19 protein-coding genes and 2 pseudogenes are annotated in these 26084 nt (G+C 56.1%); 17 read left to right on the forward strand and 4 right to left on the reverse strand.

Annotation, left to right across the window (positions count from 1 at the left end; translation table 11 throughout):
• Both Q363_RS42180 and Q363_RS22115 read left to right on the forward strand, forming a co-directional pair.
• Positions 1 to 189 (forward strand): hypothetical protein (locus tag Q363_RS42180; protein WP_211256291.1); only part of this gene is annotated, 189 nt, incomplete at its 5' end.
• Positions 190 to 721: 532 nt separating this feature from the next.
• A complete protein-coding gene (locus Q363_RS22115) occupies positions 722 to 1471 on the forward strand; it encodes a hypothetical protein (protein WP_035354900.1) in 750 nt (249 codons plus the stop codon).
• A 185-nt stretch (positions 1472 to 1656) separates the two neighbouring features.
• On the opposite strand, the gene Q363_RS22120 is transcribed toward Q363_RS22115, so the two are convergent.
• Entirely contained in the window at positions 1657 to 5898 is a 4242-nt protein-coding gene (locus tag Q363_RS22120; RefSeq protein WP_169747083.1) for an AAA domain-containing protein, read from the reverse strand.
• Positions 5899 to 6476: 578 nt separating this feature from the next.
• On the opposite strand from Q363_RS22120, the gene Q363_RS22125 reads away from it, so the two are divergent.
• The 6 genes and pseudogenes from Q363_RS22125 (at position 6477) to Q363_RS22145 (ending at position 13159) form a co-directional block, all read left to right on the forward strand.
• Positions 6477 to 7676 (forward strand): hypothetical protein, encoded by a 1200-nt coding sequence (locus tag Q363_RS22125; RefSeq protein WP_157467334.1) that lies wholly within the window; start codon positions 6477 to 6479, stop codon positions 7674 to 7676.
• Positions 7677 to 7712: 36 nt separating this feature from the next.
• Positions 7713 to 7898, forward strand: a pseudogene (locus Q363_RS38770) (IS481 family transposase); the annotation flags it as partial.
• Positions 7829 to 8380: a hypothetical protein gene (locus Q363_RS40910; protein ID WP_157467336.1), complete on the forward strand. Its 552-nt coding sequence runs from the start codon at positions 7829 to 7831 to the stop codon at positions 8378 to 8380. The pseudogene Q363_RS38770 and the gene Q363_RS40910, both read left to right, overlap by 70 nt.
• Positions 8381 to 8646: 266 nt before the next feature.
• Complete coding sequence (locus tag Q363_RS22135; protein WP_035354907.1) at positions 8647 to 9894, forward strand: metallophosphoesterase family protein; 1248 nt, start codon at positions 8647 to 8649, stop codon at positions 9892 to 9894.
• A 3-nt stretch (positions 9895 to 9897) separates the two neighbouring features.
• Entirely contained in the window at positions 9898 to 11883 is a 1986-nt protein-coding gene (locus Q363_RS22140; protein ID WP_035354908.1) for an AAA family ATPase, read from the forward strand.
• Positions 11849 to 13159, forward strand: coding sequence for an SMC family protein (locus Q363_RS22145; protein ID WP_035354909.1), 1311 nt, complete (start codon positions 11849 to 11851; stop codon positions 13157 to 13159). The genes Q363_RS22140 and Q363_RS22145 overlap by 35 nt, the downstream gene beginning before the upstream one ends.
• Before the next feature lie 758 nt (positions 13160 to 13917).
• Here Q363_RS22145 and Q363_RS22160 read toward each other — a convergent pair.
• The 3 genes from Q363_RS22160 to Q363_RS46640 form a co-directional block, all read right to left on the reverse strand.
• Positions 13918 to 14319, reverse strand: a complete 402-nt coding sequence (locus Q363_RS22160) for an SbcC/MukB-like Walker B domain-containing protein (RefSeq protein WP_035354914.1) — start codon at positions 14317 to 14319, stop codon at positions 13918 to 13920.
• Positions 14320 to 14347: 28 nt separating this feature from the next.
• Entirely contained in the window at positions 14348 to 16204 is a 1857-nt protein-coding gene (locus Q363_RS22165; RefSeq protein WP_035354916.1) for a zinc metalloprotease, read from the reverse strand.
• Between the two features lie 653 nt (positions 16205 to 16857).
• On the reverse strand, positions 16858 to 17214 hold the full coding sequence (locus Q363_RS46640) for an alpha-L-rhamnosidase-related protein (RefSeq protein WP_084080642.1): 357 nt from the start codon (positions 17212 to 17214) through the stop codon (positions 16858 to 16860).
• Positions 17215 to 17540: 326 nt separating this feature from the next.
• Between Q363_RS46640 and Q363_RS22170 the strand changes: the two genes are divergently transcribed.
• The 9 genes and pseudogenes from Q363_RS22170 (at position 17541) to Q363_RS43005 (ending at position 25957) form a co-directional block, all read left to right on the forward strand.
• Complete coding sequence (locus Q363_RS22170) at positions 17541 to 18161, forward strand: HAD family hydrolase (protein ID WP_035354919.1); 621 nt, start codon at positions 17541 to 17543, stop codon at positions 18159 to 18161.
• Between the two features lie 102 nt (positions 18162 to 18263).
• On the forward strand, positions 18264 to 18575 hold the full coding sequence (locus Q363_RS22175; RefSeq protein WP_157467338.1) for a hypothetical protein: 312 nt from the start codon (positions 18264 to 18266) through the stop codon (positions 18573 to 18575).
• Between the two features lie 843 nt (positions 18576 to 19418).
• Positions 19419 to 20176 (forward strand): IS5 family transposase gene (locus Q363_RS38785; RefSeq protein WP_157467340.1). Its coding sequence is split into 2 segments (ribosomal slippage): positions 19419 to 19734 and positions 19734 to 20176, totalling 759 coding nucleotides; the frame shifts between segments, so codons are not numbered across the junction.
• Positions 20177 to 20279: 103 nt separating this feature from the next.
• Positions 20280 to 22526, forward strand: a complete 2247-nt coding sequence (locus Q363_RS22195; protein ID WP_169747084.1) for an outer membrane beta-barrel protein — start codon at positions 20280 to 20282, stop codon at positions 22524 to 22526.
• A gap of 388 nt (positions 22527 to 22914) precedes the next feature.
• Entirely contained in the window at positions 22915 to 23760 is an 846-nt protein-coding gene (locus Q363_RS22200; RefSeq protein ID WP_211256293.1) for a 3-keto-disaccharide hydrolase, read from the forward strand.
• Positions 23761 to 23797: 37 nt separating this feature from the next.
• Positions 23798 to 24376: a ComEA family DNA-binding protein gene (locus Q363_RS36570; protein WP_157467342.1), complete on the forward strand. Its 579-nt coding sequence runs from the start codon at positions 23798 to 23800 to the stop codon at positions 24374 to 24376.
• Between the two features lie 580 nt (positions 24377 to 24956).
• Positions 24957 to 25411: pseudogene (locus Q363_RS45925) on the forward strand (recombinase family protein).
• Positions 25412 to 25557: 146 nt separating this feature from the next.
• Positions 25558 to 25683 carry a helix-turn-helix domain-containing protein gene (locus Q363_RS45930; protein ID WP_342667443.1) on the forward strand — a complete coding sequence of 42 codons (126 nt, stop codon included), beginning with the start codon at positions 25558 to 25560 and terminating at the stop codon, positions 25681 to 25683.
• A gap of 124 nt (positions 25684 to 25807) precedes the next feature.
• Complete coding sequence (locus Q363_RS43005) at positions 25808 to 25957, forward strand: hypothetical protein (protein ID WP_211256294.1); 150 nt, start codon at positions 25808 to 25810, stop codon at positions 25955 to 25957.
• Positions 25958 to 26084 lie beyond the last annotated feature (127 nt).

The raw sequence follows: 26084 nt of genomic DNA on the forward strand, positions 1-26084 counted from the left end.
CGGTATGCAACCGCCTCGCGGGGGGCTCTGCAGGACTGGGATGCTATGGCGAATGGTGATGGTGTCTTCTCCTATCAAGACGTCTTTCACAACAAGCCGTACGATTCGCTGGCGCTCCTCGATACTCAGCGTATCAGCAGCATCGTGCAGGCGGGCGAGGAACGCCGTGAGGGTCTCCGCGAGGCGTAGGAAGGTTGCTCTATCGTCGGCCTGGTCAGTGATTGCCTGTAACTCAGCACGGACCGACTGTTCGCGCTGGCGCAGTGTAGGCATACGCTCACGCAACTGCTCGATGGACATGAGTGCTTCCTGGTATGCGCTGAGAAGTCGTTTCGTCTGAATTCTGAGGCGACCGCCGACCACCTTCCAAACTCAATGATGTCCAGCCCAACCATTGGCTCCCGGAGTACACCACCGAACTTCTAAACCTTGTGAACGTCCTAGCCCTACTCGTCGAACTCGAATCTTCACAAGCCAACCTCCTCGACCGAATTTGCTTAAGCCCTCTACTTTCTCATGAAGCCCTCACTGCCGCCGATGCCCTTGCCGTGCCGCCCAAACCGAAAAAACTCAGGAAGGCGAAGAGTCAAGAACCTCAGCTCTTCTAACCACCATAAGGATCAGATCTGAAGTCGCGTGCCTAGCGACCGTTTATGCTCTTTAACGTTGGCAATCACTCCCCCGGGGGATACATTCGTCACAGAGCATTAAACCGCCTCCTATGGACACACTGGATCGAGAGTTTCGCGCGTGGGAAAGCTTGATTCAAAGGAAGGCGCTGCGGCCAAAGCGGCAGCCGGACGGTCTCCTTGAAATTCGGCTCGTGGGCAGTGCCGCTGAGCTCCTTTCAGCTGACGAGTTACAGGAGCGATGGGCCCAACTGTATGTGAAAGAGGAGTTCAAGCGCTTAGGCTTTTCCAAAGTGGATGGACCGTTCAGCAGGGGACCGGATTATCGGGTCTTTCAGAGGCGGCGATGGGTATTCGCTGAAGTCGAGACCCAATGGATAAACTACTTTCGGCATGGACATCATGTGAATCCGGCATTTGATGCGGTGGAATATCTCATCCTCCTATCAGCTGAAGCACCAGCTCCGCAGGAAAGGCGAGGTCTTCCACCACAAATTGTCCATATCGATCGCGAACATTTTCTTACGCGGTTCGAAGCGGCATCTGCGCCTCAAGCCAAAGGACACCGAGACACCATTCGCATTGCCCTCGTCGCTGGTGCAATGCAGCAACACTGGACGACAATCTGCTCCGACGCGAATCGCGAAATGGTGACGTGCCCCGATTGCGACAGTTGCGCCTACTTCGGAGCTGGAATGTTTGGGGAGGCGGCGCCTTTCTTTCAGGAGCTAGCCGCGAGGTTCATTGTCGCTCACGCGTTGACCGACACGGTAGAAGCGGACTTGACGAAGATCAAATCAGCGCTGCTTCAGAAATTCGTCGAGCAGAATCCACCGGATTGAGTAGGCCCACTTCATCAGCTTTCCCCACAGACATTTCCACCAAATCTCGTAGGTTCACTGGATTTCGTAGGGTACGGAGGTTCCCCCGGAGTTACTCAATAGCCGTTTTGCCTACGTCTCTGTCTCAGGTGCATCGCATGAGGCACACATCTATACGAATAACTCGGAGCACCGTGCCGCTCGGTTTAAAGTCGCTTACCTAACGACCGGCCGGAAGTAGGTGTCTGATTGCGATTCTCATATTGCGCCGCCTTCTTGCACCCTATGCAAATCCTGCCGTGGCCGCCCTTACCGCCTGCCAAATTGCGATCGAAGAATGATTGCAGATCTTTGACTTTCTTGCATTTTCCGCATTCCTTCGCGGTCTTATTCTGGATCTTCTCTACCGTGAAGCTGATCGCATCGAGGGCAAGTGCTCGAACCTTAACATCGGCTGTGTCCACCAGCTTCTCAAGCCGCTGCGACAGTGTGTGTACCGGATCCTCTCCTATGTTGAATCGGTTGAGGCGCAGGAACTTGTAGCCGTAGCCTTCTAGCACCTTCTGTCGTTCCACGTCCGCCTCGCTCATGTACTGGTCGAAGTTGCCGGCATGCACCTTGTCGCGGTCGGTAAAGTGGAACTCGAATCCGTCATATTCGATAATCACCTGAACGGCTCTTCCGCTCTTGGTAGGAATGCTCAGCAGGAAGTCAGCTTTCCATGACGGATGGACGTAGGTCGGGTCGAGTTGCTTGAGGTAGTCGCCCACTGGAAATTGCGCTACCAATTCAATGGATTGGCCGTGCATTTGGAACAGTCGCGTTGCCTTGAGCCATTCAAGAACCTGCCGTTCCATCGGTGACGTGCCATCAGTCTGATCGGCAGTCGCTATGCCTTTGGCCATCAGAATCGAGCGGTAATGATGAAGCACTCGACCGATGCTGCCTCGGTAATCTTCAATCGGCTTGGAGAGCACGAAGCATATCTTTTCCTGAGCACGGCTGAAACCCACATTCAAACGCTGCATGCGGAGCTTGTCCTGGACTTCAGCATCGGCTTGATCGAGCGAGATCGGAAATATCCAGCTCAATCGATCACTATGCTCCGAGGCAACAAGACTGTAAAAGATGATTCCGCGCTCTTCACCCTGGCACGAGTCGAAGGTCATCACCTTGAGGCGAAGCTTCGACTCGAATTCCGCGCCTCGGACATCAGCGGAGAACAGTTTCTGCAGCGCAATCTGCTGCTGCCGGAACGGGGTTATGACTCCGACGGAAAGCGGCTTTTCCTGGTCCGCAAGGATGCGCAGTTGGCCGAGGATGTAATCGCCCTCAGCTGAATTGACGTTCTCGCTTTCCGGGTCGGCTTCGACATAGGCAAATTCGATAACCTGTTCGATTGGGCAGCCGCGAATCTTCACGGCCTGGAGTGTGCCGTTATAGAAATACTGCGACGAGAAAGATATGAGCTCGAGATAGCCACGGAAATGCTTGCGCAGCATCGTCTTGTAGTTGGCGCACGATTCGACAAACTCCAGCACTGATTTCTTGACGTCAAACATCGCGATCCGCTGTAGGCGGCCGGCGTCTTCAGAAACCTTCTGGCGGAAGAATCGCTCGATATCGCTGCGGCACTGCTGGTTCAGCTCAATGCTCGCCTGCGACGACTTCACGTTGGAGAACTGCTTGCTGTCGCCCAGGACGACAAGCTTTTTCGCGCGCAGGATGGCCGGGAAAGCCTGTGCAATGGATACCTGTGAGGCTTCATCAATGACCACGATATCGAACAGCTCCGGCATCAGTGGCATGTATTCAGCAAATTCACGGATGGAAGCGATGATGACCGGGAACGCGGAGCGAAGCAGATCGAACCGGTCTTCCGGGAACTTCTGGCGCGCCCTGATGACGGCGCCAAGTGACTTCGCCTCTGCGCGGTGTTCCTGAACGAAACTCAGGAAACGACCGTCGATTTCGCTTGCCATCCGCGTGGAGTAAAGCTGCTCTATCCGCGTTCTGCTGCCGACGAAGTCCATCTCCGGCAACTCGCCGAATTCCGAGATCAGACCCTGATAGGTTCCGGCATAGCGAATTGCTTGCAGAAGGAATCTCGCATATTCTGCAGGCGAGCGGAATCTGGCTTGGTTGTAGCTCAGCTTCTCCGACGGCCTTTCCCGGAACATGAGGTAGAACTCCCGCAAGCCAGGTCCGAGCGAGCCTATACCACTCCCGCGGTCTTCGCTGAGGATAATGGCTAGAATCTCATTGGCTAAGCCTTGCGCACTGACTCTGCATCGGCCCTCAATGTTCGAAAGCAGAGCTGCAGATTCGCGAAGAAGATTTGTTTCAGACGGAATTTGGAACGGCGTCTTCGGTGAGAACTCTGTGTTCACTTGCTGGGCGATCTGTGCTAGCGCGCCGGAGCGAAACAGGTAGCCGATCACTGGCCACCTTAGCTTTTCGATTTGCTCTGCACGTGCGATAAGACGCGAAGCATCCTCAATCGTCAAGTGGTGGAAGCGCTTCAGCACAGCGCAGTTGATTTCCTTGCAGGTCTTCACTGCAAACTCAAAGATCTCTGCTTTGCACCGCAATTGCCGGAGGTCGGCGTTAGGCATGTCCTGAAGCATTGCGGACAGATGTGTTTCCGATCCGGGTGTAAGCTCCTTCAGACCTGCCGCAAGTTTTGTGCCATCTGCCATCGAAAGCGCGCTCCGGATATCGGCGGTGACGCCCGGCGATATCGTATCGAGTTCGCTTTCCATCTTGTGGACATTGCGAATACGGCTGAGCTGGATTTCAGAAACGGCCTTGGCGGTCTGGCGCAGCTCGTTCTTCAAATCCGCCAAGCCCGTAGTAAGCTCGCTCTGTACCGCGCTCTCTTTGGTCCTCGCAGCGCGGTTGTAGTCGGAGATCTGCTGGACCGTGGAGCCCTGCAGTAAGCTCCGGAAATTGTTACCTTCCTTACCGAGCCGGAGGATGGGATTCGGAAAGTCGAGCCCGGAAGGGCGCACGCTTGCGAGCGTCTGCTCCAGCTTGTCTTCGACGACGTCGAGGGCTTCCCGTTTATCTGATAGCAGCAGGACACTTTTCTTCGAAAGAATGGCGTCGAACGCGACAGCGGAAATCGTATGCGATTTTCCGGTTCCCGGTGGTCCCTCAACCAATACGAAGCGGCAATTCGGCTGCTTCAGCGCCGCGATGACTTTTGACTGTTCTTCATTTATAGGGATGGGCGACGCCTGAACGAGCCGGTCGGCGATATTAAGCGCGTCCCATTCGTTGCTCACCGATTGGTCGACAGAGACCGGGTCCTCAAGAACCACCGCCTTGATCATGCTCTCGAAGAGGTCGAGTATCGGACCGCCCTGGCCCTTTGCCGCGGTGAGCAGTTCCTCGTAATCGTTCAGCAAAGACTCGTCGCTCTTGTCGTAGACCGCAAGGTGCAGCGAGCTCTCGAGCGTGTAGTTCGGGTTGTCGGCCTTTTCGGTCTGGTCGGGTGAGACCCGAAACTCTGGCGGCAGGCGCAGCGCCGACAACACCTGGGTCGTCGGAATCTTGAGCAGACTCTCCAGCGTTTCATCGCCAATAGCGTAAAGAATGCGGTCGCTGATGGGCGAAGACGATTCCGTTCGAGAGCTGGTTTCCTGCAGGATATAGTCGACCGCGCGCTTGTAGACAAGCACCTGAGGCTTTAGCGAAATCCTGAACTTCGTGGTCTCTTCTTCCATGTCCACGTTCAGCGGGACGTAGAAAAGCGGAAAAGTGTTCTTTCGGAACTGAAGCACGCCGAGATAAAGGTATAACTCGGTGTTTTCCCGCGACTTCATTGAGGAGACGAGCTGTTTCACATCCACGTAGGCGTCGGCAGTTGCGAACGTCTCGAAATAGTCGATCAGCACGCCCTGGGAATGCTCCCGGGTGAAGAGCCGGGTAAGGACATCCCACAGGTCCTCGGTTTTGCCAGAAGACGCCATGGTATAAAGCGCGGTCGACAGGTCGTCGTTAAGCGCCTGAAGCAAGATATTAGTGAGCTCGCCCTCGAGATCATAAGTCGCTTCCAGAAGCGCTTGGGCATCCCGTCTCAAAATCGGCTCGAGGCTGGTCAGGAGTGGATGGACGAGACGTTCGCAGATCTCCTGTGCCGACTCCCGGAACATCTCCGTAACCCAGCTGTCGGCATATTCCGACTCTGATTTGGTGGATTCCGCACAGCCGACGATCTGCTGTCGAACCAGAGCATAGACCTCCTCGGGGATCCCCCGAACAGCCTTGATGACGGCGTCGCGAAAACGGTCGGTGAGGCTTGTCGTGTAGGCGCGGCGTGAGACGTTGATGGGCTCGAGCTCGGACGCGTGTTTGGAAAGCGCCGTCCAGAAGGCAGCATTGAGTGGTGCATAGCGAGAAAGGCTGAGACCGACGCGCAGGCCGCCTTCGCGCTGAAGCTGCAATTTGCGTCCAGGCGTCTGCTGTTTTTTGAAGTCAGTTTCGAGATAATTCAGGAAGTAACTGGAGACGCTCTTTGTTAACTCCCGGATAGTGGCTGAATCCATTGGGGGGACGTCTCTCTGCAAATAGAAGATCCATTCACTGTAGCATTCTCTGATTCCGTCTCCGCTGCGACGAAGGTGGTATGCTCCGATCCGGACCTATGTAGCAGTTTGGGGAGGGTCGACAATGGCAAAGCGGGAAATCGGACGCCTCCAAAAGGTCTCGCCGCTTACCTCGCCGCAATGGGACGATTCCATAACTGCTCCTCATCGAGCAGTTGGAGGCCGGACACTCGGAAGCCTTTTGATCTGGGAATCTCCTGAAAGAGATATCTACCGTTGGACGTAAATGTGAGGCCAACAAGTTGACCGCTACGGGTTACAATTCCAGCGTCGCTCGATTTCACTGGATTGCAGGAATCTAACATCTCTTGACTCGTCAGCCAATCCAACTTTTGCATAACCCTTTCACTCCATCTGAGATTGCCAGCGCTCCGGACGAGTTCTTCGGTCGCACAGCCGAGCTTAGGGATGTTCGAGTGGCAATTCAACTCGGATCCGTCGCTATCCAAGGACCTGTCGGAATAGGCAAGTCATCGCTCCTGGCGAGGTCGCGGCTGGAACTCGAAGGCTTTGGATCGGAACAGTCGGCTTTCTCAGTAATCGCGGTCGGCGACCGCGACATCAAAACAGTTGACGAAGCGGCGCGATTGGTTTTGGAATCGCTGATCAGCATCGACGAAACGCAGAAGAAAATTTCCTTCAAAATCAGCTCCCTCTTTGAATGGGGGTCCACCGAAATAGTTCGCAACTTTACAGAGGGTAGGCACCTTTCCATCCTAAAGCGACTATTAGAGCGAGAAACCCTCAAGTCAATCCTGAAAGACCAACAGCTTCTGATCATCGCAATTGATGAAGCTGATAAATGTCCGGCTCCCATTGCGCGCCTTATTCGAAGTGTAGCTACGCACACACAGCAGTTGGGCATCAAGAGCATTCGATTTCTGCTCGCAGGAGTAAATCCATATGTTAAGGAAATGCAGGATGAGGATCCGGGGGTATCGCGCTTCATCTATCGATCCGTCACGCTAAATCCAATGCAGCCGGAAGAGGCGGATTTCTTATTGCATACCAAGCTAAGCCTGTTGGCTGAAGACGCACATAGGAAGCACATCAAGCTATCAATTGATCCGACTATTATTCCGAAGATACTCGCGCTCTCGGGCGGCCACCCTCATCTAATCCAACTGCTTGGTTCATACCTAGTTCACCATGAATCAGACGATCCAGATGGCGTCATCGACGCCAAGGATCTTATGAATTCTATGAGGCGGATTGCGTATGAAGACCGCGCTCAGGCATACGAATCAATGCTCCATAGACTACAACTGGAAGATAGGCTAGAGGAGCTTTACAGCCTGTTAACAATTGCAAGGCGTGGCTTTCCCACGCGTATACCCCGGGACGGGGCGGCCAGAATAGTCAGTAAGGATCTCCTGCACTGGTTTGTCGATCAGAATATCTTGACAATCGCTGACGAGGATGAATATGGCCTGGTCGATGAGTTTCTAAGGGTTCGGATTCTCCTCGACGAGGCTGAATCAGACTTAGAACTATCGGCACTTGAGATGCGACTCGTTAAGGGGACCTATTCGGAAGATCAAAATGTTTTATATTGGAACTTTGACGACGACTTGACGTTTGCTGATGCTAGTGAGGATGTGGAAGGCGATTCTTAGGCAGGTGAAGCACTTCGAGGTAATGGGAATCAAAACCACTACGACACCCACGACCAGCTGCGTATCCACCTCAGCGACTTCGTCGCTGCCTACAACTTCGCCAAACGACTCAAGACGCTCCATGGCCTCACGGCCTACGAATTCATCTGCAAATGCTGGCAAACAGAACCGGATCGATTTACTCTCGATCCCATCCATCAAATGCCGGGACTAAACACCTAGCTAGGGTCTTCGGAATCACAATTCGCCGTCAGAACAAGAAGCCCTGGGAGCCGGCATTCCTGTCCATCATTGATTGCCGGGGACTGGAGAAAGCTGCGGGCGCAAATCATACAAAGTGGCATGAACTCGGCCATCTCTTTATTCTGACCGATCAAACGCGATTCTCGTTTCAGCGATCCTTCTGCCAGGGAGATAAGAAAGATCCCGAAGAGCAGATTGTCGATGCTATCGCAGGACATTTTGAATACTGGCCGCCCTTGTTCACTAAACATTGCAGGGGTGCGGTGTCCTTCGCAAAAATTGAGAACATCCGGCAAGAACTCTGCTCCGAAGCCAGCAAAGCGTCCGGCCTCATCGGCCTTGGTCAGAGCCTGGGATACACCCTGCCTGTTTCTCGAAGTGGAGCTTCGTTACAAGAAGGGCGAATCCGCAGCGCGCGGCGATGCCCCTCTGCTCCGAGTGGTCCGATCGATAGCCAATGATGCAGCTCAACGGAGGGGCATTACGTTCCCCCAAGCTGGCGGGTCCCCAGTGCCTCCGTAATTGCTGCAGTCTATGATGGAAAGATTCAGACTCAGCCGACGATTGAAGACCTAGGTGCTTGGGAGACCACTGATGGATCTCAGCTCAGCTCGATGCCTGTCTACGTTGAGTCCCGTTCTTATGGTGGAACTGTACAGGCGCTTATCTATCCCGCTTAAAGAACTTCGACGAGGATTTGAAGGCCTAACAAGCCCAAGGGTAATTTATGCTTCGCATTCTCCATACCGCAGACTGGCATCTAGGTCAGACCCTTCGTGGGTATAGCCGCTGGTACGAGCAAGAGCAAGTTCTGGACAGGCTGATCCAGCTGGTCGAGGAGCGGGAGATCGATACTCTTCTCATTGCGGGAGATGTTTTCGACAGCCAGCACCCTTCGGGCGAGGCGCAAAGCCTTTTCTACAAAACTCTGGCCCGCCTTCACCAGGTACGTCCTTCGCTGAACACGGTAGTGGTCGCGGGCAATCACGATGCGGCCGGTCGGTTGGAGGCGCCGCACCCGTTGCTTGCGGCATTTAATGTCCACGCGGTCGGCAATGTCCGTCGTGCACAGGATCGCATGGATTGCGAACGCCACCTCCTGACTCTGCGAGACGCTCAGGGCGAGGCTTATCTTCATGTCGTAGCCGTGTCTTACCCTACCGCGGCGTGCCTGCCTTCGCTTTCGCGGCTGGAACTGGAGGGAGAGGAGACGAGCGTCGTGCGCGCGGTGCGCGAACTGTATGAGGTGCTGTCTGAAGCCCTGACGCCGCGTTTGGCCGGGCTGCCGTTTATCACTACGGGGCACCTCCACGTGCGTGGAGGCGCCGAATCTGAGGGTGCAGAACGTCGCATTCTGGTCGGCGGCCAACATGCCGTACCGCATGACGTCTTCCCCATCGAGTCCGCCTACGTCGCGCTGGGACATCTGCACAAGGCACAGGCTGTAGGGAAGGAGACCATCCGCTACAGCGGCTCGCTCATCCCGCTCTCCGCCACCGAACAGCCCTATCGTCACGGCTTCACGCTGATCACGATTAATGAGGGACTAGTGGCGAGCGAACACCTTGAGATTCCCCGCCCGGTTCCTTTCCTGCGGCTCCCAATTGCCGGCGGAGAGGTGCGGATGAGCGAATTAGCAGACCACCTTCGAACGCTAGGCCTCGCGCCCGACCTGCCCATACACCTTCGACCTTTCGTGCAAGTGCGCCTCTCGCGGCAGGGGCTGGGCGCCGGCTTCCGCGAACAAGTTGAGCGCATCGCCGCCGATTATGCGATTCGCATCGTAGAGGCCCGGCCGGATCCGCTGTTAGAGGTGATGGCGGGGCTTACGGCAGCTCTGGAACCGCAGCGCGGACTCGGCCAGCGCGAGCCGGAAGAGATGTTTCTGCTCGCCTTCGAGCGCGCGACCGGAGCGGCGGCAACAACCGCACACCTGGAGATCTTCCACCGTGCCTATTCCGAGGCGCAGGAGTAGACCGTGCGCATTCTGGCCATCCGCGGAGAGAACCTCGCCTCGCTAGGCGAGCCCTTCCTGCTCGACTTTGAGGCGGAGCCGCTGGCTGGCACGGGACTGTTCGCCATCACGGGCGAAACGGGCTCGGGGAAATCGACCATCCTGGACGCGCTTTGTCTCGCGCTGTATGGACGATACCCCCGCTTTGCAGAGCAGCAACACGATTCCTCCCCGGACCCTGGCGGTAAGGTAAAAATCCTAGACGGCAGCACGATTCTGAGGCGGGGTGCGGGCCGAGGGTATGCAGAGGTGGATTTCCTTGGGCAGGACAACCTGCGTTACCGAGCACGGTGGGAGGCTCGGCGATCCCGTGAGAAAGCCGACGGTGCCATACAAAGTGCCGCCCGCTCGCTGCACACCCTAGGGAGTGCCACGCCGACGGCGGTCGCCACCAGCAAGACCGAGGTCCAGGACGCTATCCATGACCGGACGGGCCTGACCTTTGAGCAGTTCTGCCGCACCGTGCTGCTCGCTCAAGGCGACTTCGACAGCTTTCTCCTGGCGCCGGAGCGCGAACGCGGCGACCTGCTTGAGAAGATCACCGGCACCGAGATCTACGGACGCATCTCCAGGCGCGTCCGAGAAGGAACAAAGGCACTTGAATCAGAGGTTGAAACTCTGGAAAGTCAGCTTACCAACATGGGTCTGCTCAACCCGTCGGAGCATGACGCGTTGGTCGAAGCGCTCGCCGGGCTGCGTCGCGACATTGCAGCGAAGAGTGCGGAGGCCGCAGGTCTGCAGATGCGGCTCCAGCGCGTGGACAATCTCGCGAGGGCGCGGGTAAACCTGGCTGCGGCGGATGATGTCCTGGCGGCGGCTCGGTTGGCTTGCGAAGACGCGGCGCCGGAACGAGACAGGGTTGCAGAGCTGGCAGCGGTCGAACCCCTGCGACCTCTGAGAGGGCGACTCGACGAGGCAGCGCAGGCGATGCCGGCTGCCGAAGCGCTGGCTGTGGCAGCGGTGGAGAGTCTGCAGGAGGCCACTAACGCTGCAAATGAGGCAGGGCATCGTCTGAGCATCGCGCAGGTCGAGCACGACGAGGCAGAGAGGACTTTCAAGGATTTCGGTCCGCAGTGGGATGAAGCTGCTCGGCTGGACACGGTTCTTAGCCACGCCGAAAACGAGGCCGCGACAGCCGCTAGCAATCTGGAAAGGGCGAAGACTACGTTCACGGCTCTGACGGATGCACTAACGGAGATCGCAGGGCAGATCGCCGAGAGCGCCGCGGACCTTGCGAACGTAACCACCGAACTAGCCGAACGCGCCCATCAGGGCCTTCTCGCCGACCGGCTGGAGGAGGCGAAGGCGCTGCTAGAACGGCACCAGCAACTCTCCAGGGAGGCCGAAGGAGCTGACGAAAAGGTTGCCGCAGCGAACAAGAAGGCCGAGGAGCTTGAGGTAGCGGCGAGCCGTCTTGAAACGAAGCTGGGCGATGACGCAACCATGCTAGAGACATCTGCGCTGGAAAACGAAAATCTGCGCAAGCAAGTTGAAGCCCATGACCTGACATCGCTCGAAACGGAGGTAGGTCACCACACAGAACTACTTGAAGAGCTCCGTGGAGCACAGGCGCTAGCCGCCAGTCATCAGGCGGCTAGAGGGAAGCTGCTGCATGCATGCGACGAGCTCGCCGCGGCGCAAGCAGCGGAAACGGACGCAAAGGCGCGTTTCGCGGCTGCCGCCATAAGCCTGAAAGAGACCAACAAACTGCGTACAGCACTATCTCCCTTAGCCGAACTCGCAGAGGAGAGCCTGGCAGAACGCACCGCACACCTGCGGAGCCGAGTGCTACCCGGGGAGGCCTGTCCGGTCTGCGGCGCGCGAGCATCCGTATTTGAAGCCTGGCGCGGTCGATGCGCTCAGCGAATTGGCCGCGGAACTGAAGGCGAAGCGCGACGAACTAGACCGATCGATTGTGAATTTCGACCGTTCGGCACAGCAAGCCGCTAGTGATGAAGCCTCCGCCCGGGGCAAGTCGGCCGATGCAAACCGCCAGCAGCAGGAGGCGGAGCGCGAGCTTGCCCGGACGCAGGATACTTACGCTGAGTGCGTGCCGAGCATTACAGACCTCGGTGCGCGGGTCGGCCTGAAAGCGCCGCCGAAGTCATTGGGGGAGAGCGCATTCGAACACCTGCAGGCGCTCGAGTCGGCGTGTCGAGGCTCGCGCACAACATTGATGGCCCGGGTGACGGCCGTCAGGGAGTTCCGCACTCGCTTGGATACAGCGCTCAGCGCGCGGGAGCGGGCCCAACAGGAATTCGACCAAGGCCAGCGCGACCTGCACCGGCAACGTACAGCGGCCCATGACGCGCGCATCGCAGCAATGACGCTTGCGGGCGAAACGGACCTGGCCCATCAGCAGGTGGCGGGGATCGAAGACCAGGTGCGACCGTTCCTCGCGACGGCAGCGTTCTCGCCCGCCGATCTGCACACGGATCGCGCCGCGGTGTTGAAGACGCTTGGTGCCGCGGCGGCGGCCGTGCGCGTACTCCGCATCCGAGAGGCGGGGTTGGCTACGCGGTTAGCTGAATTGGACTCGGCGCGCGACCAGAAGACGGCTCTGCGCGCTGAGGCCGAGCGGCAGCAAGACGAAACCCGCAGCCTTCATTCGCAGCGCGTCGTCGATTTCCGTGTTGCGCGGGATTCCCGTGCCTTGCTGCTTGGCGGAGAGCCGACCAATGACCATCGAACCCGCGTCAACGAGTCACGCAAGGCGTCGCTGAAATCTTTGGACGAGGCACAAAGAGGAAACTACGCGGCGGCGGCCCGACTGGTACGCGCAGAGGCCGTGGCCAAACAGGCAGCGGACGCCCGCGCTAGCAATCGCGGGGAGCACGCAGAGGCTACGCAGGCTTATTCGGCAGCCTGCCTAGCGGCTCACCTCGCGCTCGAACGCGCGGGTGAACTGCTGGATCTTCCGCCATCGGTTGCGAAGGAGCTGCGGGACCAGCTAGACGCTCTGGAGCGCTCGCGGCATACGGCGGAGGCGCAACGCGAGGCGCGTCAGAACGATGTAAATAAGCTGCGGTCAGAGGAGGTTGAGGCGGAGGCTCTTGACGTGGCGACAACAGCGCTCGAGACGCTACACAGCCGTGGGCGGAAGGTGGGCGTCATCACCCACGTATCCGCCATGATCGAGAGCATTCCGGTCCAAGTAAAGGTTGAGGCACTCGGCGGCGGCAGCTCTGTAGTGCGATTGGTGGGCGCGCCGGGCTTCGCGTCCTGAGCTGGTTGCTTTTGCCATCTTGCGATGGCATTGATGCTGGACAGGGTGGGACCATGGCGCACTTGCGCCCATATAGACTCGTCGTACTGCTTCCGGACGATAGCTCTCCTCCCTGAGTTGTTGCGCCAGTTCCCCGATCCAACGCTCCCGCCCATAGGACTCGACCTCCTCGAACGTCAGACCGTCTACTCCGGCGGCGCCCTTGTTGGCGCGGCAGCAGGCGTAGGCGTGCTCCAACACGTCCTGTCGGTAGATCTTGTCGTATAAAGCGTAAAAGCGGAATTCAGGTTCATCCTTCGCTTTTGCATGTAACGTCGTCCGCAGTCTCTTAACGCTTTCCGGAGTTAATAGGTTGCCCAACCTCCTGTCCCTTTCCGCTTTCCGCGTTGGTTCTGAACTGAGGTCCCTTCCCTCCGCCGGCATTACCCGGCATCCCCGGTACTACGAACCCCTCCGTCACCCCCTTACGCCCGGTCTGTCCGTCACCGGCTACCGGTTGGTCGATGCGCTCGGCCACGCTCGGGGCTTCCCGTGTTGCATCGGTCTTCCTCTTGTATGCATGCTGTCGCCACTACCCCGGCGGAACCGCAAGGTGCGTTTTTCGAAGCGAGCACGTATAGCCGCTGGCCAACGGCGGCTGGACCGCTTCAGTGCGTATATGTCACTTTCAGGAGCTTCTCCGGCCGCAGACCGTCAAACCCGTTCGAATCGTCACCGGAGGAGCCTCACGCTCTGGACCAGGATCCTCTCGTCTGCTTTCAGAGCCAGCGCGACCGCCGCTTGATCCTATTGACGTCGAGCGAGCCAAAACCCTCGTCGATGAAGAGGGTATCCACAAAGAAGTCGCTTCCCTCCAGCCCTGCGAGCGCAAGCGCAAGCGACAGAGAAACCAAGAATCGCTCTCCGCCGGAGAGGCTCCGGGTCGGCCGCTCCTCGTCTCCCATGTCGCGGTCGATCACGTGCAGCGCCAGGTCGGAGGCCGGACTGCGAGCGATGTGGTAGCGCTTGCTGAACATGTCCAGATGCTCGTTCGCCAGTTGGATCAACTGCTCGAGCGTCAAGCTCTGCGCGAAGAGGCGAAATCGATCGCCGTTGGGGGAGCCGATCGCGTGGTCGACCTCAGCATCGCGTAAAAATCGTGCGCCGTTACGAGGTCGCACTTCGAACCCAAAATCCCTGAGTGGCCGCTCAGTCGCTTCTTAGTCTCCGAAGCATTCGTGCTGGGGGTGGCTGGAGCTGACAGGAAGACATATTCGAAATCTCGGCTGCCGTGAGGTGTCGGACTGGGCGGAATTGCAAGTCGGCTGCTGCACCGAAGGACATTGCCTCAAATTCCTGCAGCGCGCGCTGCAGGTCGTCGGTCTCGCCTTCGGAACGAAGATGCTCCAAGATACTTAGATGCCGAACGACCTCGTCCCGGCGTTCTTTGGGCACCTTTCTCCAGAACTTAGGGGGATCAACGACAATAACCTCGTAAGTGGGAAAGTAGCTGCTCGGGTTTGCAAGGTTGGCCATGCATTCAATTCGCTTGCTCTCGAAAATGCCACCGTACTCGTACACTAGGCCCTTCAATTCAACTGTGTAACTTCGATTGACCCGGCCAATGATGTTTAGTGCATTGGCATCTACTTGAAGTGTAAAGTTTTTGTTCGGCGGCGCACTGATTAGCGTCAATCGCGAGCCGTTGGCTAACGTGTCGATGGTGTACTTCATGACGACATCCTCATGCGAGTGGTACGTACGTAGCTTTGGATTCGTGAAGTACACGTATTTGCTGGGGAAAGTCAATGTGTCCGACGGCTGAGGGAGGGTCTGACCTTCCACCGTCCAACCCACGTCCAGGCCGGGAGGATTTGCGTAGGTTATTTCTATGACCGCTTGTTGGATTAGTTCCTCTCTTGAATAGGGCCAAGAACCGCGTACACAACGCAGGTCGCCGGGCTCGAAATCAGTCGTGCCACTCTCGATAGGGATGCGTTTGATGGTTTTGACGACGCAACTGTCGTTGACGGTGAGGTACTGCGAGTGCCCACGGATTATTCGCACACGTACGCTATGATTCTGAAGCAGCTTTTCCAATACTTGCAGTTCGAATCCGTCAAATACGTGTACGTCGTAGAGTCCGCCCGTAGCCCAAGCGAAGGAACCTACATGCTTATCTGGATAGGCTCCATCTCCTAATCCGCCCTTATCTTGCGTCACTATCACGCGGTCGCCAGTCTGTCCTTGGTCCCAGTCGCGCGCTTCGCGGTATTCGACGCAGTAATCGCTACCGTTGGGTAAGACTACATGCAACGCTTGCGGAGGGAGACCTGGGTTGCGTCCTCCTTGGTGTCTGCTTCGAATCTCAAATTCGCCCATCTGGTTTTCGGCCACCAAGAATTGCGTCGCGTCGAGCCACCCACGGTTAAGCGCGGTAACTGCATTCACGCTCGGACCAATTGAGGAATAGTCGGCGCTGCCATCCTTCGGCAACGCGGGAAAGCATGCACCGCCATCCGGATCGCTGCCGTAGAGCTGCGCACTCATGATGCAATGGGGGTGGCCATAACCCCCAGGAGCGTCGCCAACCACAACTATCGGTTCTTTGCCGAAGGAATGGTCCAAACCAAAGGCGTGACCAATCTCGTGGGAATAGAAGTCGAACCCGTCGCCCAATCTGCCCACCACGGCTGGCAACTTCCGCCCATCTACAATCACTTCATGTGTCCCGCCACCGTCAGACTCCACCGTGGCACCCAAGCCATGAATACAAATGACGATGTCAATGCGGTCAAATCCTACATTGTGGTTCGCGATCATCCAGTCGACAAGCGCCTGGGCCGCCTTAGTGCGGTCTTTACGCTGCTCGTCGGTCAAACTCACCGCCAGCCAGCCAACTGTGGCACCGGTGAGCTTCATTTGGTTGTCGGTCTGCTTAAGCCAATAGGCGCATTGCCCATCCACTGGATCGAAGAAATAGCTGTTCCACCAGCTATCAGCCCTTAGGTCGTTAATGTCGGGTGCATCGGGGCCTTTGTTTAATATGACGATGGCTATGGGCATAGCAGGCTCCTGTTGTTGGCCGGCGGCGGGTCAATCCAAGGGAAAGCTCTGACATTGTCCCTCTTGCCTCGAAAGTTCGAATGTGGGAAAGCAGTAGTGTCCGCATCCTCACACGCACTCGCCCGCAGGTCAATAACAAAATCTCGCGCACTGTTCCGCCCGCAAGCTAAGCAGACTGCGTGAGGATGAAATCGACCCTCCGGCAGAAAGCGTGAGGAGGATGCGCTCGCCAGTAATTCTTATGTTGCTTGAGGTGTCCGCTTATTTTAAGCGGACACCTATTTGACACTCTCTTCCGGTCAAGATGGGAACTTCGAAGCACTGTCAGCATGGCCTCCTTGGCCGAATATTGTGTGCCGATGTGTCCGCGTATAAGATTTAGAACTGCGGCGAGCTGAGTGTCGGAAATTCCGGCTCGAAGATGCAGGACGTGGACGACGCATTTTTCCTCGAAAAGCAGCCGTTGGGTGTTGCGAGCATGAACACCTTCGCTGGCCGCATCGATTACAGACCGATCCTCGGCATTAATCATTGCATGCGAAATATTGCTACGCTTTGCAGTCCTGATGGTCTTACTAGATGCACGTCTCAGTTCCACCCGCGAGTATTTTAACTTTTAATCTTGACGCGAGTAGTCCTTTGTGACACTCTTTCTATCCACGGCCCCCGCCCCCCGGCCCCCCCCCCGCAATTGGACAGAACTTGTTAGGTTCCTTAGAAGTTGCCATGGCAGCATAGCGCACCCGTGTCGAAGCCTTCGATCGACAGCAGCGTGAGCAGGAATTCATGGACGGGTCGGAGCGCATCGTATCGCCATTCCAGCGCTCCCATGTTGTTGTGGCACCGTGGTCAATAAGGTAGCCCCAGGACGGATAGTCGCGATTGAGCAGGAGTTGGTAAGCGACATCGCTGCGGCCGGTGTGTACTGAGACTGAACAGCTCCATCGCATGAGTGGGTATTCGCGCAAAAAGCGCGAACCGTTCTTCCGAACCGGCTCAAAAGTTGTCATCTCGACCGGAGCAAAGCGGAGCTGTCACGCTGCACTCAAATCGCGGAAAATGCACTATGAGGCCAAGATACTGCACTCAAATCGCGGAATTAAGGGCGCGTTTGTACTGCTTATTCTATTCTCCGGCTTCCATTCCGCATTTCCTTTCGGGTTGCTAGGAAGGGAGCACTCCTAACCTTGACAACAATCAAAGCGGCCTATTACCGTAAGGCGTAAATTTGAGACGTCTCATCCCTCATCCACAACGGACGGCGCTTGTTCCGTGGAATCGCTATTCGACAATCAAATAAGATACCTATACGGCCGATAGAGAGCGGCACTCAAATATGCGTTTGAAGCTGCCGGAAGGTGCATTTAAGGCGTACCTGTTCGACTGCGATGGGACCATCGCTGACTCTATGCCACTTCACTATGTTGCATTACGGGATGCGCTGACAGAGTGGAACTGCGCCTTCGAGGAGGAACTTTTTTATGCCTGGGGTGGAATGCCGCTGGATGAGATTATTGCGACCTTGAATGAACGCCAGGGACTATCGATGCCTGTGGCAAAAGTGATTGCTCGGAAGCATGCACTCTATGACGAGAATTGCCAGGTGCTGAAGGCGGTACCTGAAGTGCTGGAGCATATTTTGGCCAATCACGGGCGAATACCCTTTGCCGTGGTCTCGGGAAGCTCGCGTGAATCTGTGACTGCATCGCTCGATGCTCTGAATCTCGCCGACCGATTCGACGTGCTGGTGTGTGCGGGCGAATACTCCCGTGGCAAACCCGATCCCGAGCCGTTTTTGCTCGCCGCACAAAAACTTGGTGTGGCCCCCAAAGACTGCCTGGTCTTTGAAGATGCGGAGATGGGGATCCAGGCTGCGACCGCCGCGGGCATGGCCTCGGTGAAGGTTCCGCACCCATGGGAAAGACTATTACCAATCCCGCGGACTAGCGATCATTGAAACCCACGCCGGCTTTCGTGATCCCTCGGACTCCTAAACTCGTACTGACAGTCGCCTTAGAGTTTTCTTTACAATGGTTTGCGCTCCATCAGAGGGATTCCCTTGAACGGTTTGATTCCGGTTCCACTTATTGCCACGATCGCCGAGGTTTTCAGCAAGCACTATAGCCACACCGAGATTGACTCCCGATTCTTCGCAGCGGGATTCCCACCAACCGTACCGACAGGCAACAAACAGCAGAAATGCTACGCCTGGCTCCTGCACGCAAATCAGCATTCACCCAATCCTCTTTCGCTCGTCGCGGTTTTCGCGACCATCCATGCCTTGACTACATCCTTCTTCGCTGTCGCCATGTCCCCAAGCAGAAATGCCGCAATTCCTTGCTCGCCGATCGCTCTCGATGCCAAGAGATAATGGTGCTGCCGAAGTGCCAGATCCTCGACCTGAGTCCAAGTCTCCCGCGCCATTCCAGAAGCTGCGGACGGTGCTGAAGATTCATACGGCCCCTGGCGGCGGGTACATCGCGGAGATGTACAGCATCGACCAATCGCCGGATGCGTACCCGGTGGACTCGATTACCTTGCAGCGCGGGACGGTGAAGTTTGCGCTTCAGCAATTCCAGCTAGGTTACGAAGGAAAACTGAGTGCCGATGACAGAGCGAAGCGACCGAGAAATAGAGGCAATGAAAAGATGCGCGTACCCAAATGTGGCCGCACTTGGCGAGTTTGGGAGAAGGTTTGCGAAGAACTTTCGTCTGTCTCTTGATGCTTGAATTCGACATACAACATGTGAGATCCGCAAATATTGCACTCAATAAAGATGATGGGGTTCAGTGGTTCTCTGGGATATTGAAATTTCCAGTATGCGGATGCTGCATCGAAAGGGCTGAGCGACTTTGGCTCATTCTAGACTAAGGAACCCACCGAAGTCGAAGTTAGGATCGAGCAAACATTTCTGGCGCGACGGACCTTCGACCACGCAGTGCCGGCCACCCATTTGCAATCACGCGACCATACGTTTTGCGATCCCCACGCTAACGCCGTCGACATCCTGTACTGATTTAAGCTTTCGCAGCTGTATGACTCCATCACCAACTGTTCGATCAGGTTTCGTCACTTGGCGATGCTTCACGAATGATGCAGGCTAGTGGATGTATAACCGGCTAACCGAAAGTTTTTGACCTTAAATTGAATGACCTTAGCGGCCTAGGGCGTGTTCACACAATAATCTGAGAGGCTGTTAATCTGTCTTCAGCGATGGAACTGACAGAAGCGCAGTATGAGCGGATCAAGAGCGCGTTGCCTGTGCAGCGCGGGAACGTGAGTTTGAGCAATCTGCAAGTGCTCAATGCGGTACTTTATGTTGCCGAACAGGGCTGTAAATGGCGTGGCCTGCCGAAGCGTTTCGGACGTTGGCACACGATCTATATGCGGATGAGCCGGTGGTCCAAGAACGGCGTCTTGGACCGCGTCTTCGAGAAGCTCCAGGTCGAGCAGATCGTCCGCATCAAGTTGGAGGCAGTGTCGCTGGACTCGACCTCCATCAAGGTACATCCAGACGGCACGGGGGCTCTAAAAAAAATGGCCCACAGTCCATCGGCAAGTCCCGCGGCGGATGGAACACCAAGGTGCATATGGTTGCCGCGGATGCTCGAACGGCCATAGCCTTCGCTCTATCTCCTGGCAACGCCCACGATGCGCCCGAAGGACGGGAGCTGTTGTGGGAACTTCCACGGATGCCGGAGGGCCTGCCGATGCTGATGGACCGTGCCTATGAGGGAGATGAGACCCGGCAGCTCGTACTCGAGTTGGGAATGGTTCCGGTGGTGCCGCCCAAATCCAACCGCGTCGAACCTTGGACCTACGACCGTGCTCTCTACAAGAAACGCAACGAGATCGAACGGCTGTTCCGAAGGCTCAAGGGCTTCCGCAGAATCTTCTCCCGCTTCGAGAAACTCGACGTACTCTTCCTTGGCTTCCTCAACTTCGCGCTCATCGTCGAAGCCCTTAGATAGCGTGAACACGCCCTAATACAACCTCACGCGGCATAGCTAACGAGAAACATTGACAAGCGTAAAAGGAGCCAATTAAGGTTTAGGCTAGGTTTGAGACGTCTCAATTCGAGGGTACAACGGAAATAACTACGCCCTTCCGAGCGCTACATTCACCGAGAGCTATAACAGCTACACGGTACGAGGCGACTGGATTATCTCCTCGAAGAACTCGATCTTTGGCCGTTACGCCGATTTCGACTCTTCGCAGCAGACGCCTGCGACCAACGCCAACGGCGCCTTCACTTCGAACCCGCTGCTGGGCCGTAATGCGGTGCTGGGCAATACGTACCTGCTCACGTCGAACATTGTTAATGAAGCGCGTGTTGGCTGGAACGAGTTCTACAACATCGGCCTCGCCGTGCTACAGGACCCCAATACGCAGTGGGCCGCTGCGGAAGGGTTGACCAACGTTACGGCACTTACTTCGGCCCAACAGAATGGCCGCGCCGGCTTGACTATCGCGGGCTACGCCAACGTGGCTGACGGTGCTGGTGATCAGGGCGGTAAGGAGAACATCATCAGCGCCGGCGATTCGCTCTCGATCGTGCACGGGAAGCACACCTGGAAGACTGGCTTCCAATACCAGAACCGCCGTCTATGGCAAATTGCTGATAACAACTCTCGCGGCAACGCGACGTTCGACAACTGCTCCTCGAGCAACTGCCCTGCGGGTCAAAAAACTTATACCGATCCGGACACGGGCTTTCCGGTCTTCTACAACAAGTTTCAGAATTATGCGCGCGGCATGTGCACTTCGGCCTGCAACGGTAACTCCGGAACGACGCTGGGCCATTATCGTGACAACACGTATGGTGCATTCTTCAACGATATATGGCAGGTCGGCCATGGCCTGACCCTCACTCTCGGTATGCGATGGGAGTACAACAGCCCGTTTGTCGAACAAAACGGGTTGGAAGGCACGCTTGATCCAACAACACAGAAAGTTACCTTCAGCAAGATCCCCACTGGTATTCCAGCCTCGTACTTGCCGTACTACGATGTGAGCACGACTTATCGTCCTGGGATCATCGAACCGAACAGGAAGGGCTTTATGCCGCGCGTTGGACTGGCGTATGAGGCTCGTCCGGGCACCGTGATTCGCGCGGGCTTTGGCATCTACCTTGACAATCTAAATACCAACGAGTTGCAGTTCACCCGTTACGCTGCTCCGCTGTACTTCCAGCAGGCTTTCAACAACACCTTCGTCAACCAGCTCTGGCCTGATCCAACCAAGGCTATTGGCGTAGCACAGGTGCCGTCACCGTTCTCGATTCTTCCGAAGAACACCCGTCCTTACACGGAAGAGTGGACCATGAGCCTGCAGCAGGACCTAGGGCACGGTCTGATGTTGGAGATAGCCTACACGGGCAGTCAAACACACAAGTCCTGGAAGCGCTACGATCAGAACCAGTGCACCCAGTTTCCGTTCGTGGCGCCGTCGTACGCCACAACAGGGTGCACTGTTCCCGCTGGGCAACTCAATCCCAACCGGCCGTACCCGGCGTTTAGCCAGGGTGTTCTGTCCAGCAGCACCCGGGGCGACGCAAACTTCAACGGCGGATCGGTCAAGATCGAGAAGCGTGTGAGCCATGGTCTGTACTACCTGGGCAGCTATCAGTGGTCGAAGAACATTGATAACTTCTCGGGCGAGGCCGCGGCGAACGACTCTTCCTTCGCGACCTCGATGTCGTTCGACCGCTCGTACTCGAACTTTGATAACCGCAACAAGGCCGTTATCTCGGGCGGGTATGAGTTACCGTTCGGTAAGGGCAAGCAGTGGCTCCAGTCTGGCGTAAGCAACGCGCTTGCCGGTGGCTGGTCGGTCCAGCCGGCGGTACAGCTTCGCGGGGGCTACCCGTTCAACGTCGCACGTAGTGGCTGCAATTTTGCAGCTAATATTGGCTGCCGTGCCTTCCTGGTTGCCGGCAAGAAGGTGTCGGATGCTTATCTCCACAACCCGTCGCCCTTCCACTGGTTTGACGACTCCGTATTTACGAACGATTACCTGGGCCGCACAGATAGCGGCGCTGTGTACCGTTCTTCGAGCGCGAATCCTTCGGTTCAGGGCTGGGTAACCCGTAACGTACTTCGCGGACCTGGCACTGCCAGCGTGGACTTCTCAGCGATCAAGAACATCCAGGTCTACGAGGGGGTGCGTGCACAGTTCCGTGCAGAGGCCTACAACATCCTTAACCATCCAATCTTCTCCAACCCGGCAAACAACATCAACACCTCGAACACCGTCGGCAGAGTGTCGTCGACGTCGATGGACAACCGCAGCATCCAGCTGGCCCTCAAGATCCTCTGGTAAACAACCCGGCGGGCTCAGCCACTACCCGGTTCAGCCCGCCATTACCACCTAAAAACCGACAACCGAAACAACCATCTCTGACCGCCTCCTAAATTGAGGAGTACCAGTAAAACTGGGTGGAACCGATCGGGTTTTGGTTAACCCTGATGAGCGGCAGCGACGTATTCCATTCCAGGCATGGGATTAACCCCATCACAAAGTAACGAGACAACAAGAGAGCCGAGGCCTACCTAAAGGAATAATCAGGATCGCAAGGGTATTTGGATTTTCCATTAGTAAATGGAAGGATAGTTCTGCCTGCAAGTCTTTGAGACGATCAGTTTGCAGCGTTATCAAGCGCTTATCTCATTTTTTTTGAGAATTTTAAGGGCCTAAGTGGAGGGAATACATGACAGTTCAAAGCAACGGATTTCGAAGTCTGATCCCGGCCCTCGTCGCCGCGACGGTTTTCATCACTCTTGTGACTCCGATGTCAGCTCAGAACACGAAGCCCGAAACTGGCGAGCAGCCCTCCCGATTCCACGAGCCTGATCCAATCGACTTCAATGACCACACCGGTTTCGTTCAGATCTTCGACGGCGAGACTTTGAAAAACTGGGACGGCGATCCCCAAACTTGGCGCGTCGAGGATGGCGCCATCGTTGGCGAATCCACTACCGAGAAGCCTCGCAACAATACCTACATCTCCTATCACGGTACTGAGTCGAAAGACTTCGACCTCAAACTCGAGATCAAGGTCGAAAAGGGAGGCGGCAGCGGTATTCAGTATCGCAGCTCCGTCGGCCAGCCCTGGCTTCGTCCACGTCCCGGACAGCCTGCACCGAACCTCGCATGGATGATGACCGGTCCCCAGGCCGACTTCTGGTATCCGGTCAGCCCCCGCAGCTTCGCCTACACCGGCCAGTTCTATTCCGAGAACACAAATCTCGGAATCCTCGCCTGGCGAGGACAAGTAACTGAGTCTGTTTCCGGAGCCAAAAACGCGCGCCTGCTCGGCAACATCGGTAGCCGAGATGCCTTGGGTGGCTACGTAAGAATCAACGACTGGAACCAGTACGAGATCATTGCGCGAGGCGGAGTCTTCATCCACATCATCAACGGCCAACTTATGGCCGTTTACATCGACGATGACCCAACGTCATCTAACAACGTCTCCGGATTGATCGGCATCGAGATGGAAGGAACGCCGTCCAAAACATCGGTCAGAAATATATGGCTGAGGAAATTGAAATAACTGCAAGCAGGTATCCTAATTGTGGGAAACGGTAACAGTGAAAAAGAGTGAAGATTCAACCTCCATCAATCAGTACATGCGATTGGCATGTGTGCTCTGCGTCGTCCTCGGAGTCGGGTTCGCAATCGTGTCTTCCGTAGCGCTTGCTTCGACTTCTTCGCAGGAAACCCAGTCCCAACCGACTCAGCCTCCCCAAAAGACAGCCGTCAAATATCCCCAACTCCCAGAAGGCTCCGGAAAAGAAACGTTGATCAAAGACTGCAGCAAATGTCACTCTCCCACGAACGTAGTTGCCAATGGACAGACGCGGGAAGGTTGGGAAGAAACAACACTCAAGATGGTAGGGTTGGGTGCCGCAGGTTCTGACGAAGACTTTACTGAAATCGTTGACTACCTCGTCAAAAATTTTCCGCCGTCGGTGGTGAAGACCAATATGAACAAGGCCACGGCGAGCGAGATTGAGAGCCAATTGGGGTTCTCAACCAAGCAGGCTGAAGATATTGTCGCGTATCGAGAAAAATCAGGGTCCTTCAAGACCGCCGAGGATATCAAGAGGGTTCCGCAAATGGACGCTAAGGAAGTTGATGCAAGACGAAATCGTATGACCTTTCAATAAGATGCTTCGCCATAAATTTTCCTGCGACAAATCGTACTCCCTCGGATAGATTTACCCGATGCCGAAAAATGCTATTCGTGGGAAGCGACTTTGTCCTGCCCCTATCATTATCCCCAAATACCGTCAGTCGAGTTGGAGCACAGTGGGGACTACGAGTGACGATGAATATTTCAATTGACGGTTCTGGCGTTTAGTCGAACGTGAGGCTAGTTTTGCTGAAGTCCTCGGGTCCTAGCGTCGACATCTAGTGCTCAGATCAGTCGAGTCGATGATGCAAAATCTCAGAAATCCGGGGTCGCGTTCGTAGTGAGCTATGAGGGTCAGCCTCAACGATCTTTTCCTGTTCCGTCTCCACACAGCTAGAGTACAGGGATCAAGTTGGCGTCCAGTAGGCGTGCCTTACACAGCCAGTCATAAGGTATCCGGCGCTATCATAAGGTCGCGTTCCAAGCCTTCCCCGTCATTTGGCTATCGGATGCTACCCGCTGTCTTGTCATTCTGAGGTATAGCCCAACCCTACGTCCGACACCCGGCGAAATAGTGTCGTAATAGAGTCGATTTCTGAGTTATCGTACAGATGATGACGAAGGTCAAAGAGTCTATTCGGACACCTCGGTCCGCCCGAAGGCGCAAGCCGTCCAAAGGCCAACAGGTCGGCTACCTGCGCGTCAGCTCCCTGGATCAAAACGAGGTCCGCCAGCTCGAAGGGCTGACCCTGGACAAAAGATTTACTGATAAAGCCTCCGGCAAGGATGTAAAGCGTCCCCAACTGGAGGCCATGCAGAGCTTCGTCCGCGAAGGGGACACAGTGTTTGTCACTCGATGGACCGGCTGGCCCGTAACCTCGATGAATTGTGGAGAATAGTGCTTGGTCTCACGGAGCGGGGCGTCCATATCGTCTTTGTGAAGGAAAAGCTGACCTTGACCGGCGAGGATTCGCCCATGTCGAATTTGCTGTTGAGTGTCATGGGGGCGTTTGCTCATTATGCGAAGTTTGGGATTATGCGAAGCCACAGCCTTGAAGTGGCGCTGTAGCCTGCGTTTCAGTAGTGTTTCACTTCGCATAATAACGGGTCAGTGAGAGAAGCATTCAGTAGCTTCCAGGCGTTGAACCGATCGCAAGGCGGGAAGGGAAGTACCGCGGCAGGAAGCCGTCTCTGACACCCGCGCGGGCGGCCGAGTTGCGACGGCGAGTTGCCGATGGTGACTCGAAGGCTGCGCTTGCTCGTGAGTTCCGCATCAGCCGGGATACGCTATATCGGTATGTTCCGGTCAAAAAGCGCCGGGCTGGGAAGCGTGGAAGATGAATTGTATGCAGGGAATCGGAGGAGAGAAACGATGAGCGAATCGGAGATGCAAGCGTAGCTGGAGCGTCTGCGGGCTGAGAATGCCCAGCTCAAGAGCAAAGACAAAGGCGGCCTCACTTTAAAGGTGAGCGAGAAAGGCGGGCTCTCTCTGTATGGCATGGGCCGGTTTCCGGTCACGCTGTATAAAGAACAGTGGCTCCGCATCCTGTCGAGTGCGCCGGAGATTGAGGCGTTCATCCGCGAAAATGACTCCAAGCTGAAGACGAAGGAGTAGGGCTTTGAAGAAAGGGGTCCAGACCGCAATTTGCTGTCCCTGCGGGAACGAGAAGATCCTCGCCCTGGGCCTCTGCGCGACCTGCTACACGCTGAAACGGCAGGATGCCGAATACTTCGGTGGCCTG

The sequence above is a fragment of the Edaphobacter aggregans DSM 19364 genome (genome assembly GCF_000745965.1).
GTDB lineage: Bacteria > Acidobacteriota > Terriglobia > Terriglobales > Acidobacteriaceae > Edaphobacter > Edaphobacter aggregans.

Bases quoted from the DNA above. Each gene is read 5' to 3' on its own strand.
- Q363_RS22115 (WP_035354900.1), top strand. From the start codon at position 722: ATGGACACACTGGATCGAGAGTTTCGCGCGTGGGAAAGCTTGATTCAA.
- Q363_RS40910 (WP_157467336.1), top strand. From the start codon at position 7,829: ATGCTGGCAAACAGAACCGGATCGATTTACTCTCGATCCCATCCATCA.
- Q363_RS22135 (WP_035354907.1), top strand. From the start codon at position 8,647: ATGCTTCGCATTCTCCATACCGCAGACTGGCATCTAGGTCAGACCCTT.
- Q363_RS22165 (WP_035354916.1), bottom strand. From the start codon at position 16,204: ATGCCCATAGCCATCGTCATATTAAACAAAGGCCCCGATGCACCCGAC.
- Q363_RS46640 (WP_084080642.1), bottom strand. From the start codon at position 17,214: ATGACAACTTTTGAGCCGGTTCGGAAGAACGGTTCGCGCTTTTTGCGC.
- Q363_RS22170 (WP_035354919.1), top strand. From the start codon at position 17,541: ATGCGTTTGAAGCTGCCGGAAGGTGCATTTAAGGCGTACCTGTTCGAC.
- Q363_RS22200 (WP_211256293.1), top strand. From the start codon at position 22,915: ATGACAGTTCAAAGCAACGGATTTCGAAGTCTGATCCCGGCCCTCGTC.